This window comes from Arcobacter peruensis (assembly GCF_003711085.1).
In the GTDB taxonomy this organism is placed as follows: Bacteria; Campylobacterota; Campylobacteria; order Campylobacterales; family Arcobacteraceae; genus Poseidonibacter; species Poseidonibacter parvus.
This window is the reverse complement of the sequence record NZ_CP032363.1, coordinates 2654070-2668821: the sequence shown is the minus strand read 5'-3', so window position 1 is coordinate 2668821 and position 14752 is coordinate 2654070. Positions and strand designations below refer to the sequence as shown.

The 14752-nt window shown below is 26.6% G+C and carries 16 protein-coding genes; 12 read left to right on the top strand and 4 right to left on the bottom strand.

The window, feature by feature from the left end; genetic code table 11:
* Window positions 1-3 precede the first annotated feature (3 nt).
* The 12 genes from D3Z07_RS13240 to D3Z07_RS13190 all read left to right on the top strand — a co-directional run bounded on the left by D3Z07_RS13240 (window position 4) and on the right by D3Z07_RS13190 (window position 7712).
* Complete coding sequence (locus D3Z07_RS13240; RefSeq protein WP_122894132.1) at window positions 4-282, top strand: hypothetical protein; 279 nt, start codon at window positions 4-6, stop codon at window positions 280-282.
* Window positions 279-1307 (top strand): hypothetical protein, encoded by a 1029-nt coding sequence (locus D3Z07_RS13235; RefSeq protein ID WP_122894131.1) that lies wholly within the window; start codon window positions 279-281, stop codon window positions 1305-1307. The genes D3Z07_RS13240 and D3Z07_RS13235 overlap by 4 nt, the downstream gene beginning before the upstream one ends.
* Window positions 1300-2868, top strand: a complete 1569-nt coding sequence (locus tag D3Z07_RS13230; RefSeq protein WP_122894130.1) for a DNA primase family protein — start codon at window positions 1300-1302, stop codon at window positions 2866-2868. Before D3Z07_RS13235 ends, D3Z07_RS13230 begins: the two co-directional genes overlap by 8 nt.
* Before the next feature lie 114 nt (window positions 2869-2982).
* Window positions 2983-3168: a hypothetical protein gene (locus D3Z07_RS13225; protein ID WP_122894129.1), complete on the top strand. Its 186-nt coding sequence runs from the start codon at window positions 2983-2985 to the stop codon at window positions 3166-3168.
* 74 nt (window positions 3169-3242) lie between these two features.
* Window positions 3243-3839, top strand: coding sequence for a hypothetical protein (locus tag D3Z07_RS13220; RefSeq protein ID WP_164707235.1), 597 nt, complete (start codon window positions 3243-3245; stop codon window positions 3837-3839).
* Window positions 3840-3902: 63 nt separating this feature from the next.
* Window positions 3903-4214: a hypothetical protein gene (locus D3Z07_RS13215; RefSeq protein ID WP_122894127.1), complete on the top strand. Its 312-nt coding sequence runs from the start codon at window positions 3903-3905 to the stop codon at window positions 4212-4214.
* Window positions 4204-4617 carry a hypothetical protein gene (locus D3Z07_RS13210; protein ID WP_122894126.1) on the top strand — a complete coding sequence of 138 codons (414 nt, stop codon included), beginning with the start codon at window positions 4204-4206 and terminating at the stop codon, window positions 4615-4617. Before D3Z07_RS13215 ends, D3Z07_RS13210 begins: the two co-directional genes overlap by 11 nt.
* Window positions 4610-4927, top strand: coding sequence for a hypothetical protein (locus D3Z07_RS13205; RefSeq protein ID WP_164707234.1), 318 nt, complete (start codon window positions 4610-4612; stop codon window positions 4925-4927). The genes D3Z07_RS13210 and D3Z07_RS13205 overlap by 8 nt, the downstream gene beginning before the upstream one ends.
* Window positions 4928-5497: 570 nt before the next feature.
* On the top strand, window positions 5498-5920 hold the full coding sequence (locus tag D3Z07_RS13925) for an integrase arm-type DNA-binding domain-containing protein (protein ID WP_206423286.1): 423 nt from the start codon (window positions 5498-5500) through the stop codon (window positions 5918-5920).
* Between the two features lie 3 nt (window positions 5921-5923).
* Window positions 5924-6481, top strand: coding sequence for a tyrosine-type recombinase/integrase (locus tag D3Z07_RS13920; RefSeq protein WP_206423285.1), 558 nt, complete (start codon window positions 5924-5926; stop codon window positions 6479-6481).
* Between the two features lie 56 nt (window positions 6482-6537).
* On the top strand, window positions 6538-6834 hold the full coding sequence (locus D3Z07_RS13195; protein WP_076083151.1) for a transposase: 297 nt from the start codon (window positions 6538-6540) through the stop codon (window positions 6832-6834).
* Entirely contained in the window at window positions 6810-7712 is a 903-nt protein-coding gene (locus D3Z07_RS13190) for an IS3 family transposase (RefSeq protein ID WP_122893061.1), read from the top strand. Before D3Z07_RS13195 ends, D3Z07_RS13190 begins: the two co-directional genes overlap by 25 nt.
* Before the next feature lie 278 nt (window positions 7713-7990).
* Here the strand turns inward: D3Z07_RS13190 and D3Z07_RS13180 are convergent, their stop codons facing one another.
* From D3Z07_RS13180 to D3Z07_RS13165, 4 genes are read right to left on the bottom strand one after another with little or no spacing between them, the layout of a single operon-like run.
* Window positions 7991-9133: a Wadjet anti-phage system protein JetD domain-containing protein gene (locus D3Z07_RS13180; protein ID WP_122894124.1), complete on the bottom strand. Its 1143-nt coding sequence runs from the start codon at window positions 9131-9133 to the stop codon at window positions 7991-7993.
* A gap of 3 nt (window positions 9134-9136) precedes the next feature.
* The gene (locus tag D3Z07_RS13175) at window positions 9137-12655 is read right to left on the bottom strand and encodes an SbcC/MukB-like Walker B domain-containing protein (protein WP_122894123.1); all 3519 of its coding nucleotides are present in this window, start codon (window positions 12653-12655) and stop codon (window positions 9137-9139) included.
* Complete coding sequence (locus D3Z07_RS13170) at window positions 12645-13352, bottom strand: DUF4194 domain-containing protein (RefSeq protein WP_122894122.1); 708 nt, start codon at window positions 13350-13352, stop codon at window positions 12645-12647. The genes D3Z07_RS13175 and D3Z07_RS13170 overlap by 11 nt, the downstream gene beginning before the upstream one ends.
* Window positions 13349-14707 (bottom strand): Wadjet anti-phage system protein JetA family protein, encoded by a 1359-nt coding sequence (locus D3Z07_RS13165; RefSeq protein WP_122894121.1) that lies wholly within the window; start codon window positions 14705-14707, stop codon window positions 13349-13351. The genes D3Z07_RS13170 and D3Z07_RS13165 overlap by 4 nt, the downstream gene beginning before the upstream one ends.
* Between the last annotated feature and the right edge of the window lie 45 nt (window positions 14708-14752).

Sequence of the window (14752 nt, the reverse complement as noted above, 5' to 3'; positions counted from 1 at the left end):
ATTATGAAGAAAAAATATATAAAATCAATCAATAATGATATTAAAATATGGACGCATAAAGCGTTGGTTAACAATCTTTTATTTTGTAAAGATGAAGGTAGTATACAAATTGTATTAAAGTATATGAGGATTATGTATCCAGGAGTTACAACAAACAACCTACCACCCCAAGCAATAAAAGACAGTGAGAAAGTAAGAAGATATAGAAATATTATATTAAAGGACAATCCGCCCCTGGATAAAAGACTTAGATACAAGCCAAAGAAAAAGGCTTTAAAATGAGTGTTAACAAATATCTAAAGAACCAAATAAAAGAGATATTAAGCAGCAGGGAAGCAGTAGCAGACTTTTTATCTTCTATTGGTTATGGAATTACAAGCAAGTACACTTTTGAAGATGATAAAAGCTTTTCAATTGCACCAAATGGATATTTAAAAGATTTTGGAAACGGTAGCGGTTTTGGGGGTGGTGATGTTCTTGATTATCTTATGTTTAAAGATAATATTTCACTACCTAATGCTATTGAATTTATAGCAAATAAACTTAATATTTCAAATGATGAAACAACTGCCCCACGAGTTTATACACAACCTATAAAAAAGAAAGTTGATAAAGAACCCTATGAGCTGCAATTACAAAAAAGCAAACGATTAGAACAAGAGTTAAAACAGCATTTAAAAAAGGGTTGTTTTCGTGGTTATCCTGGTACAAAACTTTTAAAGCTAAATGATACAAAATTATTTCAAAGAGATACTATTGATTTATCTTTTTATTGGAAATTGATTTATCTAAATAAGTATATTTTGGCTTATGATGAAAAGTATCAATGTACTAAAATTATATTAAGAGATTCAAAGAAAAATATAGTTGATATGATTAATTACAGACCAAAAAGTAACAAAGAAAAACCTATTAAATATTACCAACTACCCAACAGCAAAAAACCAATAAAAAGAGGTGATTATTTTTTATACCCATTTCAATATGAAAATGAAGAACTACTTAAAAAGAATGATTATATCTTTATAGGTGAAGGTTTAAAGAATAGTATTAATGCCCTTTTGTATTCAATACCTTATTTATCAATAGAGAGCGTGTCAAATAGTTTTAGTGATAAATTAATATCTTATATCAATAACTTAAAACTGGAAGGCGTGGAGCTTTTGGGAGCGTTTGATGGTGATGAAGCAGGACAAGCAGCATATAAGAGATTTTGTCAAAATGTAATTAAGATTGATAACTTATTTTCTTTTGATAGTGGAACAGATTTTACAGATTATATAATTAAAAAGGTTGATAATGTTTAATAAAAATGAATTTAAAAAAGACATGCAAGTAAATAAAGATACCTCATCAAATGAACAGATTAAGCCAAAAGATGAGGTAATTACAAATAAGAATGATAATAATATTATACCAAAAAAAAGCAGTTTAACGCTAACACCTGGAGAGTTATTATCTTTAATGGTGGAAAGTATTCCAAGTAACATACAGTTAATAAGTGTATTAAACCGAGAAATAAAAGATCCTTTAGTTAAGTACCAAAAAAATGGAGAAATAGAAATATCTAAAGTACCCGCTACTCTTTACATAGTAGCAATAGTTTATAAATTGTTAGAAGTAGCAGAAACTAAAGGTTGGGATATAGCGAGAGAATATGATTTTATCTATCTTTATAATGGCGTTTTTTGGATTCAATGTATAAAAGATGATTTGTATAAGTTCTTTAATCGTATATCAAAAAAAATGAATTATTACAGCCCCGCACAAGCTGAAACTCATAAGTTTAAAGATGATTTGTATAAGCAATTTATCGCAAGTTCGGGATTTTATGCACCAATAAAAAAAGAGAATACAGTTTTATTAAATTGTTTAAATGGAACTTTAGAAGTTACAGAAAATAAAGTAAATTTAAGACCCCATAAAAAAGAAGATTTTCTAAAATATGTTTTAACTTTTAATTATAATAAAAAAGCAATTGCACCTATATTTAAACAATACTTAGATGATGTACTTGATAAAGAAACCCAAACTATTTTACAAGAGTACGCAGGTTATATTTTTATTAATCATTTAAAATTAGAAAAGGCACTTATATTATATGGAAGTGGAGCAAATGGTAAGAGTGTATTTTTTGAGGTTATAAAATCTTTATTAGGTGATACAAATATATCAATGATGAGTTTAGGAGATTTAACAGATAAAAACAATGGAGAAGCAAACAGAGCATTATTAAAAGACAAACTTGTAAATTATGGAAGTGAAATAAAAGGAAAAAATATAGATATTGATACTTTTAAAAGGTTGGTAAGTGGTGAACCCGTTCAAGCTAGGCTTAAATATGGAAACCCCTTTTATTTAGAAGGTAATACAAAACTAATATTTAATGCAAATGAGTTGCCAAGTATAAATGAACATAATGAAGCAGTATTTAGAAGATTTATAATTATTCCTTTTGATAAGACAATACCAATAGAAAAAAGGGATACAGAGTTACACTCAAAAATAATCGAAAATGAGTTAAGCGGTGTTTTGAATTGGATATTAGAAGGACTTGAAAGACTGCTAAAAAATAAGAAATTTTCCGATTCAAAAAAGACAAATGAAGCATTAGCAGAATATAAGAAAGAGTCGGACAGCGTAGCGTTATTTGTAGAGGAAAATGAATACTCAAAAACAGTTATAGAAGATTATTTTGAGTCAATAGCTGATTTATATGAAGCGTACAGAATAAGCACGAGAGAAGCTGGAAAAAACCCATTAAGCAAAATAAACTTTTCTAAAAGGTTAAAAAACTTAGGATTTATCCCATATACAAAGAAAATAAACGGAAAGACAAAAAAAGGCTATCTAATAAAAGCAGCCTAAAAAAAGTTTTAAAATAAAGTAACCTAGTAACCTAGTAACCTTGAAAAATAAAAAATAGTTACTAGGTTACCAAGTTACTATAAAAACAAACAATTTTTCAAGAGGTATAAAACAATGACAAAAGAAACAATAGAACATATAAAAAAAATATTAATATATTCAGGTTATGAAGATGAACTAAAAGACATATTATTTATAGAAGATTTAGAAGATTTTGAGGTTGAAGGATTAGAAGATCTTCACGATTTAGATTTAGAAGATTTTGAAATAGAACCTATTGAATTTGAGGAGCTATATTAATATGCCAAGAAAAAAGTTAAATTTAATATTTATCTAATATAATATTATTTAATTATATTATTAAAAGGAAAATTATGTTTTTAAGAAAAATATTTATATTTACTATTGTAATATTTATTTTTAACGGTTGTCTGTATGATAAGGGTACATTTATGACACAAGAAGAAAAAGACCTTCTTTTTAAGCAAAGAGTTCAAGAATATCAATTAAAATTTGATAAAGAAGAAAAAGAAAGTGGAGTAACTGATGCGATAAAAAATAATATACCTCTCTCAATTAAAAGTATAGGTGCAACAATTCCAAATTCAGTTGGTGGAGTAAATGTATTTTTTGAATATCTTAATTTATCTAAAAAAGATATAAAATATTTAAATGTTGGGGTTGTTCCTTATAATAATGTTGGAGATAAAGTTTCTTCAAAAACCAATTATAAATCATACAAAATATTAAGTACAGTTGGTCCATTGAAATTTAATAAAAATTATACACAAAAAGGATTATGGAAAAATATTTGGTACAATCAAAGTATAAAATGCGTAAAAATAGAAGATGTAGAAATAATTTTAATGGATAATACAAAAATAGTTTTTAAAGATAATGATTTAATAAAACTATTCAATAAAAAATTTAACTATCGAAAATGTGGTAATAATTTTTATGGAGAATTTTAACTAATACAAAACAGCCTAATTTATAGTATAATACTAACTAAGTTATACTATAAAAGGTTATCAATGATAATAGAAATAAATGATGATTTATTCTTAGAGGTAAAAGAACTAATAAAAGATAAAAACATCAATCTATATAAACAACTTGCAGAGATAAAACCTCTTGATTCTTCTTTGAAAAACAACTCACTACAAACGGCAAGAGATACAAAAACTAAGAGAATCAAGCAATCTATCAAAGAAACAATTATAAGCCTATATAGCCAAGATATAAACCCTACAAAGTACAAAGTAAATAAACTTACAAATATAGCTTATGTAACAATCAATAAATACTATGATGACATTTTAAAAGAGGTGAACAATGAACACTAAACAACAAGAATTTATAATATTAAGAGCTGATGGAATTAGTTTTGATAAAATTTCTAATAAATTAAAAACTTCAAAACCTACTTTGATACAATGGAGTAAATTATATGAAGATGAAATTAAAGAACTACAATTTGCAGCCTTTATAAAAATAAAAGAAGCTTACAGTTGGAATACAAAAAAGAAATATGAAACACTACTTGAACAACTGGAAAAAATAGATGCAGGAATTTTAAAAGCTGATTTAACTCAAACTTCATTAAAAGATTTATTCACGGTTAAAAACAATATACTTTTTCAAATAGAATCTATTGAAAAGAAAGTTGAAACTAATCCAAGATTAACAAAAACTAATGAGTTAGGATATACAGAAGCTTTACTATTTAAACTAAATGAAGTTGAATAATTTACAATCATTAAAACCACTTGCAACAGTAAGTTCTATTCCAACTTTAAAACCATTAATAGAAAGAAAGGTATCTATTTTAAATATACCCTCACAAATAGAGCTGATACTATTGTCAACTAATCTTTTGTATCAATCTCATTTAATATTAGAAGGAAAAGCAAGAACAACAAATTTAAATGCAAGAGATTATATTAATCAAGCTATGAAACTAAATGAAATACTAAATGATTATGAAAATAAATATCTAACTAATGCAGAAGTAAAGAAAATAAGAAAAGATTTTAAATTAAATAGTTTGTATAAATGATGTTAATAAATGTTAAAAATTTGTTAAAAATTGTTAAAAGTATGTTATTTAGGAAACTAAAAGAAACTATTTCTTTACCAATAAAAGAAGATATAAAAAAAAGCGTTCTATATTTGAGCTACAAAGCACGATTATAATTTAGTTTATATCCTATAGGGAGAAAAGGCTTTTAAGAGTAGGACAGCAGAACAGTTTTTTAATATAATAAAGATTTAGTATAAATATAATATAATGGAGATTGAACCCAAGTCTTTTATTTAGATTTTAGTTAGTTACTTTGATTTTATGTTCCCTTTAATGTTCCCTTATTTTGATTTGTATTTATTTAAACCCTTTATTATAGGTATTAGTTGCAATATGTTAGAAGCAGGACATCTCCACCAATATATAATCTAAAGAAATCTTACAAAGTCCACAAAGACACCATTTTATCGAAACTTTAACCACTTTATAATCCAATATAGTCTAAGATAATACTATCAAATCTAAAATATTTAGGGGTACTCATAGGGTACTTTTGTTATAATTTAGGGTATCAAATAATTCCAATACCCTAAAAAGGATTACCTTATGGCAAGAACTACTCTACCACTAACAGCTACACAAATTAAAACTGCAAAAGCTAAAGAAAAAGATTACAAGCTTTTTGATGGTGGAGGACTTTTTTTATTAGTTGCAAAAACTGGTGGGAAGAGATGGAGATTAAAATATAGATTCAATAATAAAGAAAAAGTAATTGCATTAGGAACATATCCAAACTTTAGTCTAAAAGATGTAAGAGCAATTAGAGATGAATATAAATCGTTAGTTGCAAAAGGTATTGATCCAAATGAATTAAAAAAACAAGTAAAAAAAGAAGCAGAGATAATTGAGAAAAAAAGAGAAAACACTTTTTACAAAGTTTCTCAAGAATGGCATGAAAATTATAAGAGTGAAGTATCAGAAAACTATCATATAAAATTAGGACGTGCATTAGAAAATTATGTCTATTGATACATGAAAAATAAACCAATAGAAGAGGTAACAAGATTAGATTTAATTGAAATACTGAAAGTATTAAAAGAAAGAGATTTACAAGATACTGCTAGTAGAGTATTTATGATTATAAACAAAATATATAAGTATGCAGTAACTTTAGAATATGTATCTCATAATATAGTAGCAGATATAGAATCAAAAAATATCTTAGGAAAAAGAGAAAAGAAACACTACCCTACTTTCACAAAAGAAAAAGATATAAAAGGTTTACTATTAGCTATTGATGGATACTCAGGAGATTATACTACTAAGATGTCATTAAAAATGCTTCCTTATGTATTAGTACGAAGTTATAATATTAGATATTGTGAATGGTCTGAAATAGACTTCAAAACAAAAGAATGGATAATACCAGCTTCAAAAATGAAAACAAAAACAGAATTTATTCTTCCACTTCCAAATCAAGTAATAGAAATACTAGAGGAAGTAAAACAATTTACCGGAAATGGTCAATATGTATTTCCAAGCTTTAGAGCAAAAGATAAACCAATGAGTGATAATGGAGTGGTAACATGAATTCATACTCGGAATTTAACAATTCTGAGATAAAATAAAATGAATAAAGGTTACAAATGAGAAAGAGTAAATACAGTAAAGAGTTCAAAGATTCCACAGTACAATTAATTTTAAATGATGGTGAAAGCGTTGTAAAAGTAGCAAAAGATTTAGGTTTAAATACAAAGACATTATATCATTGGGTTACTATATATAAAAAAGCTCATAATATACCAATACGAGATATAAATTCTTCTTCTAAAGAAAGTGATAATGAAGAACTAAAACGACTGAGACGTGAGAATAAAATACTAAAACAAGAAAGAGACATTTTAAAAAAGGCAGCAGCATACTTCGCAAAAGAAACTCTATAAGGTATGCTTGGATATTTGAGAATAAAAAGAGTTTTAGCATTAAGCTTATGTGTAAAGTTGTTAAAGTAGATTTATCTTCTTATTACCATTGGATAAAAACAGGGTCTGTTGTAAAAAAAGTAGATAAAAAACTTAATGAATTAATTGAGATTATTTTTCTTCAAGGTAGGAATAACTACGGTACTCGTAGGATTAGAGATAAACTAAAAGAATTATATGGATTAATTATTTCAAGAAGACGTATTTCAAATATCATGAAAGATTTAAATCTAAAAGTTAAAATGAAAAGAAGATATAAAAATACAACTGATTCTAATCATAATCTGCCAATTGCACCTAATATCTTAAATAGAGACTTTTATGCTTCAAGTCCAGATCAAAAATATGTAGGGGATATTACTTACATTCCAACAGGTGAAGGCTGGTTATATTTAGCAACGGTAATTGACCTATACTCAAGAAAAGTAGTTGGCTGGAGCATGGATGATACGATGAAAGTATCATTGGTAAATGATGCATTAAGTATGGCAATACTTCATAGGAATCCACCTTCTGGACTCATTTGGCACACAGATAGAGGCTCACAATATGCTTCTTATAGCCATAAAGATTTATTATTAAAAAACAATATTACACAAAGTATGAGTCGAAAAGGCAATTGCTGGGACAATTCTGTTGCTGAGAGTTTTTTTAAATCATTGAAACAAGAATTAGTTTATAACACATATTTTTATACAAAGAAACAAGCTAAAAAAGAGATATTTGAATATATTGAATTTTATTATAATAGAGTTAGAAGTCATAGTTATGTAGGAAATTTATCTCCTGTTAAATTTGAAGAAAAACAAAATGCGTTACAAAGTGAAATGGTGGCTTAGGGATAAGCAAAAAAGTGTATGAATTTTAGTTACCTCTCCAATAGCTAACGGTCATGACTCTTCAGGAGAAGTTATTGAAGCACTTTTAGCACACAAAGAGTCTAATAAAATTAAAGAAGCATATAATAGAGCTAACTATAAAGAAGGTATGAGAAATTTAATTAAATGGTATGCTAATTATTTAGACAAAATAAAAATATAAAATAATATTACTATATTGGATAAAGAAGAAATTACTTTAAGTATAAATTAAGAAAGTGTATTTTATATTAAATGAATTAAAGCAATACACCTTCTTGATCAAAAAAACCATATTGATCCATAGTTGGTATAAGAATACAATCAATATAATCATCTCCTGTTAAGCTTGGTTTTTTTTGATTTTCTTTTTCTGCGCTGAACGCATCATGTCCATTTGCTCCTAGTAGCTGTTTAATCATAATATCATATGCATATTTCCAAGGTTTTACTTTTAGAAATGTTTTTTTTAGTGCAAGATATATATTAATCCCTTCATAGTCTAGATCACCCCAAAGATAAAATTTAAATGATTCCTGCTCATCAAATATTTTATGAAGTGACTTTTCTTTATAGTTTATATTATTCGTACCTTGAAAATAAAAAGATCTGTATTTTTCATCTTTTAACCTTTCAGCTGTTCCCATAAAGCCAGATAGAAAAATAAGTATATTTTTTTCTGTAACTGACTTTTTATTTTTTAATGATTCAAATGTTTGTTTATTCTCAATAAATAGAATATTTGTTAAGTTTTCTTTTGATGCAAAAACTAATATTTGGATAGGTTGTTGAACAATATTAAGAATATCCCAGTATTCATTTCTTGAATCAAGTATTTTCGAGTGTCCAAAAAAAATAAAAGCACTAGCTTCTCTAATAAAGTCATCTTGTCTATTAAGTAAGAGATATCCTTCAACTCTATTAATAATCTCCTTTGCAGTTTTCCCTTTATATACAATAGGAGTTAAGTTTTTAAAAATATCTTTTTTTTGTGTGGGAATTTGAGATGAATCTATGGCTTCAATCCATTCATTCTTATATAATGATATTGTCATATTTAAAACTTCACGGAATTGATATTCAAAGTCATCATTAAAAATAAGCATTGCTTTTCTTTTGTAAAGAGGGAATGTATGTCTTTTATCTTTGTAATTAATTGTAAATATATTTAAATTTATACATTGTTCTATTTGTTTCTCTGCTTCAATTTCTTCATTTATATTTTCAGGACAATAAAGCAAAGTTAAGCATTTTTTTATTGTTTGTGTATTTGGATTAAGACTTAGTTTAGCTGGGGTAGTTATATTACGATCTCTTTTATTTATGATATTAAGAAAATATATGATTATCTCTTTACATATAGTAGAACTCAGTACTTTCTCAATCTCCTCTTTTCTTAACATAAATTATTCTCCAGGAACGTCAAATAAAGACATTTTTTCTCTAATTCTATCTTCATCTTTTTTAAATAATTTTCTAATTTCATCTTGATCCAACTCTTCATAAGTTGCAAACTGTTTTATTTGATAGTTTTCATAAGAATTATCTCTAATCTCTTTATATAGATTATATCTATCAGTTGCAAATGGCATTAAAATAGATTCATCTTTAGTTGGCATGGCAGCAATCAATTGAAAGCCTAGTGAATCTTTTAAGTAATTAATCATATCTCCTGTTCTTTTATCATCAACTCTATTAAATGCTTCATCAATAAGTAGGAAACCTAGCCCTCCAGTTTTACATCTTTTATTATCTTTATCAAATGAAGAGTATGCGGCAATAGACCTGATTATGTAATAACTAGTTGTTGCTTGTCCTCCACTATCTGTTGCCAAATCGCTTAATGAGATAGAGTTTTCTTCATTATCATCAAATACTTTATGAATATCATACTCTTTATAATTTCTATAATCTGAAATATTTTTTAATTCTTTTTTAGCTTCTGTATCATCTGATTCTAAAAGAAGACTATCAATTATCTCTTTTGTTTCTATAAATTCTTCAGGTAGTACATTTTTTTCATATCCTAAAGCATCTCTATTAGACAGTACAACATATTCAAAATAGTCATAATATTCTTTGTATTTAGGGAAAAATGGTTCTTTTATTACGAACTTCTCATTAGCAAATTTATGCTTCTTTAGCATTAAATTTAATCTTCTTACTTTTTCTTTTCCTTCCGCAATAGAATTATATACCCTGTTACAAAACTCATCTTTAAATGATTTATTAAAATCATCTCTTGCATTTTCAAGTTGTATTCTTTTATTTTTTAATACATTACTTGATAATCGTCTATGAACAGTTTTTTGTTCAGTAAAATAAGCATAGATTTTTTTATATGATTCAATATTATCTGATACAGAGTTATAAAGTTTAGCATCGGGAATTAGCGCAAGTTCAACAGATTTCATATTATGTTCATTTGAAATTCTTTCATATTCAATTAGGTTATTTTTAATTGTACTATCAAACATAGGAGCTAATTCTGTATTTTTATAACTCTCTCTTGCTTGGATATCTAATTTTTCAATCTTTTCTAGAATATTGTTAGAATCATTTGCTATTGCAACTCTTATTTCTTCTTCTAAGTTATCAATTCTTTTAGTTATAGAATTTGAAGTTATCATATCATCTTCAATAACTTTTATTTTATTCCCTATTTCATTTTTTAAAAATCCAATATCTTCTCTTGCCTGACCTTGTTCCTCTTCAAGTTCATTTATTCTTTTGTCTAGTTTTTTTATTTCATTTATTTTTTCTTGCTCTTTACTAATATCAATAAGTTTTAATTTTTCATTAATTGATTTAATCTCTTTAGAAATATCCTCTTTTTTTAATTGAAGTGGATTTAAATCTTCTAATGTAACTTTATTAAGCCATTTTTCTAAACTTACTAATTTATCTTTTTTTGCTCTTAGAGGTGTAAGAACTTTTTGTTTTTCTCGTAATTCTTCAGTTAGAACTACATGTCTTTCATATTTTGATGCTTCACCTATAAAACAATCACTTTTTTTAGCTAAACATTCAAAGGTTGTGTAGCCACTTGCAGCTAAACCATCGGACTTTAAGCCTCTTTGAGCTCTTGTCAGTTCTAGAGTTGTTTTTACTTGTAATACATTTCCATAGTTTAATATCATATATGCTTCGGCAATGGGATTACTAAATTCTAATAAACTTAGTATCGAGTCAGGTTTAATTACTTTATGATATTTCTCTGAGTCGGAAAGTACCTTATTCCCTTGAATTATTTTTGATTTTAATTTTTTCTCTTTTAAGAAATTAGTTACTTCAACTTCATAATCACCATCAACTACTATAGCAAATCTATTCCCACCTAGAAATCCTTCTATTGCTCTTTGCCAATCTTTATTTTTTATATCTAGATACTCACATAAAGGAGCAGCATCTGCCCTAGGGAAAGCTTCTTTAATAATATCAATATCTCTTTGATTTGGATATCTTGTTTCACCTGTAAGTTCAAAAGAGTCAACTTCATTAAATAAAGATTGAACCTCTGCATCTAATTCTTTAAATTTATTACGAACAAGATCTGCTTCTATATCTAGTTTCTTCATAAATTCGCCATTGACATCTAATAAGAAGTCTAATTCATTATTAATATTTGAATATAAATTAAGACGATCATTTATATTTAAATGAGATTCACTAGCCTCATTTAATTTATCCAGTAAATTAACATTACAATATTCATGTATTTGAATTATTTCATTGGTACTTTTAAGTCTTAGATGTAATTCTTCATATGTCTCAAAAAGTGAAGTAATAGTATTATTAGCTGTATTTTCATCTTCATTTAGTTTGATCATTCTTTCATCAAATTGTTCTTTTAGCACAATATTTTCATTGCCTTCTAAACTTTTTTCTAGATCTTCTTTTGTCTTTGATAGATCAGGTATTGTTTTTTCTTTGAGATTTTTAATAGTATTTTCTTTAGTGTTAAGATCTCCCTTAAATTGAGATAATTTCTTATTGTCATCGATAGTTTTTTTTGTTAACCTAATAGATTTTCTTTTTTCTACAAGATATTTTAAATCAATATGCTCTTTCCAACTATTTATTGTTTCTATTCCACATTTTATTACTGAATCTAATGACTTTTCACTCTCTTCAATTGCAATTGCTTCTTGCTCAATTTTGTTAAAACTAGAAATTGCATCTTTTAGGCTATTTATTACAGAATTTAGATCATCTTTTTCTAGAAGCTCTTGACTTACAAATTTATTAATATTGTCAGTTTTAGTAGGAAATATATATTTTACAAATGCCTTTGCAGCTTTTTTAGCTTCATTATATGAGATAGAATTTAAACCATTAAAGTTTCCATATAGCTTCATCAGATATTCTTGTTTTGAATCACAAATAAGAAGATTTCCTTTAACTTTATTTTTTAAATATTCTTTGAGTTTTTTAATATCTTTTATATTTCCTTTTGGGTCTTCATTTTCCATAAAGTCATTTGAATTTAGCTCTTCATTAAAACAAAACCCTAATTCTTGAACACCTCCTTTGGGAGTCGGAAGATTTTTACCTCCTTCAACTTCTGCTTCACCATAAATCCAAGCTGTAAACTTTTTTCCATCAATATCATTTTTAAATACAAGTGCAACAACTCCTAAAGCTTCATTTCTTGTAAACTTTAATTGGTCTGCACCTAATAAATAACTTGCAAAGGAACGCTTTCTTTCATTTCTTTTTCTTGTATCATCTTCACTTTGACCCGCATTATAGTTAATGATATTACTAGTATCTCCTGTCATTATAATTTGAATCATATCTTGAAAAGTACTTTTCCCAGAGCCATTTTCTCCAACAAGTAGAGTTAATGAGCCTTGGAAGTAAAACTCCCTCTTATTTAGATTAGCAAAATTTATTCCTATTGCCTTATAGAGTTTATATGCCATTCTCTTGTCCTTCTTTCTCTTCCTTTTTAGATCTAAACTCTTCTAATGTATCTTTTACTATTCCTTGAGGGACTAAATCAAAAATCAAAGGTCTTATAATTATTGGATATTCTTCATTGTGATTAAAAAAGTTTTTATGATATTTAATAACTCTTAATCTTTTTAGCTCTTTGAATAATTCTTCTTTTGCTTTTGCTGTTTTACTGATTTTTTCTGCTACATCAAGATTTAGTTTTGATTTAAAAGAACTCATGAATTCAACTTCATTAATTACAACAGTAAAATCTTCTTCCTTTTCTGAACTATGTTGTTCGTATAAAAGATATAAAACAATTAATGAAGCAGCTAAATCTTTTGTTATATTAAGTCTCATTAGACTGGAAGCAGATTCCTCATCTCTAATGATATTAGAACCTGGATAATCTGCATCAGGTGGGAATAATCTTATTGATCTAAATTCTTCATTATGGTAAACATCTATCCCTAATATTGATAAGAAGTCATTAATTTCATTTTTAACTAGTAAAAAGTCATCGTACAGTTTCTTTTCTGTTGTAGGGTCTCCTTCTGAGTGAGTTCCCGTATCCGGACGACAAATAACTCCATTATGCATTAAATATATAACTATGTCACCAAACTCTTTTTCCGTTATTCCTGAATCTTCAATTTGGTTTTTTATATATTGACTTATTCTCATTTATCACCTTTATCTTTTATAATAAATTCATCTGTTGTAAAATATCTATTATTAACTCTATCTCCTGTTGATTCAACATCAAATAAACCACTTGTTTTTGCTACAGAAACAAGATTAAGCGAATAGCTCAGATCTTTATAAGAATTAATAGGAATTAAACTATTTATAATTGAATCATCATCTTTTAAGTCTTTTAAGATTCTATCTTGAATATCTTTTGAGATATAGCTTTTTGATTTTCTTATAGCTTCAAGTATTTTTTGCTCTTGTATTTGTTCTCGGGATGGTTCTTCTTCAACTATTGCAGTATTGCTTTTTGTTCTTCTTTTACTAGTTGTTTTAATTTTTATTCTAGAAGGATCTAAATATCGTCCTCGTTGAATATTTATTTTTTCAGCTATTGATGTAATGATTTTTTCTTGTCGGTCTTCGTTACTAGCTAATATTTCTAATGCTAAGCTATTCATATAAGATGAACGTTTTATCATAAGTGAACTTACTTGTTTTAGGACCATCTCTGAGAATTTAAATAATGAACTAATTGACTCAATAAGTTCAGGCATTTTACTATCCTTTGCATTGGCTACTCTATCAAGTATTGTTTGTAATTGTGTTTCTACTGGAAAGTCATTTAATGAAAAATTGGGATATCTTTTTACCATTCTTTGGTTTTTGATTTCTAAACTTTTTTCATCATCTAGAATGTTATAAATGATTTCATTAATTCGATTTGCATTTTGAGAAATACTATCTTCTTGAAAATAGACAACAACAGTAGATTTAAAATCTTTTTCTAAATAATCTAAGAAATTTTCTCCTGCATTTTGAACATCTTGTGTTGCATCTTTTATCATCTTTTTTCGAACATCATTTATCTCATTAATTTGTTCCATTAAATCACTAACAATATAGTCACTTGCGTCAAGTGCATCAACTAAATCATATGGATCACTATCTCTTTTATATGAATCAAGTAAACCTAATGTTGTTCTTACATTTCTATGTCTTGTTAATGTTTCTTTATTGTTTAATTGGTAAAGTGTTTGAGCCATTTTTCGCCCACTTCTAGTGAAGTTATATGAAAACTCCATTAATGCATTATCATATTTTGTTTCAATCCATCCAGATGATTCTAGACGATTTAATATTGATGAATATTTAATGTTTTCATCATCAAAATTTATTTCTCTTAAAGTTCTAGTTATAACTGATTTCATATAGTTCTTATTTGAAACTACTTCTCCAATTATTCCCCTATAAATCTCACTATATAAGGTCACTAATAGTTTCTCAAAAAATGAACTATTTTTACCTGTCAAAATACTAAAAAAATCTGGGTTATCTTTTGTTATCATTAGTCACTCTATTTATATCTCAACTTATTAGTTTTTCTGACTTTT

What these genes read in the sequence shown, in the direction of transcription:
- D3Z07_RS13240 (WP_122894132.1), top strand. Translation starts at nt 4, where the DNA reads ATGAAGAAAAAATATATAAAATCAATCAATAATGATATTAAAATATGG.
- D3Z07_RS13235 (WP_122894131.1), top strand. Translation starts at nt 279, where the DNA reads ATGAGTGTTAACAAATATCTAAAGAACCAAATAAAAGAGATATTAAGC.
- D3Z07_RS13230 (WP_122894130.1), top strand. Translation starts at nt 1,300, where the DNA reads ATGTTTAATAAAAATGAATTTAAAAAAGACATGCAAGTAAATAAAGAT.
- D3Z07_RS13225 (WP_122894129.1), top strand. Translation starts at nt 2,983, where the DNA reads ATGACAAAAGAAACAATAGAACATATAAAAAAAATATTAATATATTCA.
- D3Z07_RS13220 (WP_164707235.1), top strand. Translation starts at nt 3,243, where the DNA reads ATGTTTTTAAGAAAAATATTTATATTTACTATTGTAATATTTATTTTT.
- D3Z07_RS13215 (WP_122894127.1), top strand. Translation starts at nt 3,903, where the DNA reads ATGATAATAGAAATAAATGATGATTTATTCTTAGAGGTAAAAGAACTA.
- D3Z07_RS13210 (WP_122894126.1), top strand. Translation starts at nt 4,204, where the DNA reads ATGAACACTAAACAACAAGAATTTATAATATTAAGAGCTGATGGAATT.
- D3Z07_RS13925 (WP_206423286.1), top strand. Translation starts at nt 5,498, where the DNA reads ATGGCAAGAACTACTCTACCACTAACAGCTACACAAATTAAAACTGCA.
- D3Z07_RS13920 (WP_206423285.1), top strand. Translation starts at nt 5,924, where the DNA reads ATGAAAAATAAACCAATAGAAGAGGTAACAAGATTAGATTTAATTGAA.
- D3Z07_RS13195 (WP_076083151.1), top strand. Translation starts at nt 6,538, where the DNA reads ATGAGAAAGAGTAAATACAGTAAAGAGTTCAAAGATTCCACAGTACAA.
- D3Z07_RS13180 (WP_122894124.1), bottom strand. Translation starts at nt 9,133, where the DNA reads ATGTTAAGAAAAGAGGAGATTGAGAAAGTACTGAGTTCTACTATATGT.
- D3Z07_RS13175 (WP_122894123.1), bottom strand. Translation starts at nt 12,655, where the DNA reads ATGGCATATAAACTCTATAAGGCAATAGGAATAAATTTTGCTAATCTA.
- D3Z07_RS13170 (WP_122894122.1), bottom strand. Translation starts at nt 13,352, where the DNA reads ATGAGAATAAGTCAATATATAAAAAACCAAATTGAAGATTCAGGAATA.
- D3Z07_RS13165 (WP_122894121.1), bottom strand. Translation starts at nt 14,707, where the DNA reads ATGATAACAAAAGATAACCCAGATTTTTTTAGTATTTTGACAGGTAAA.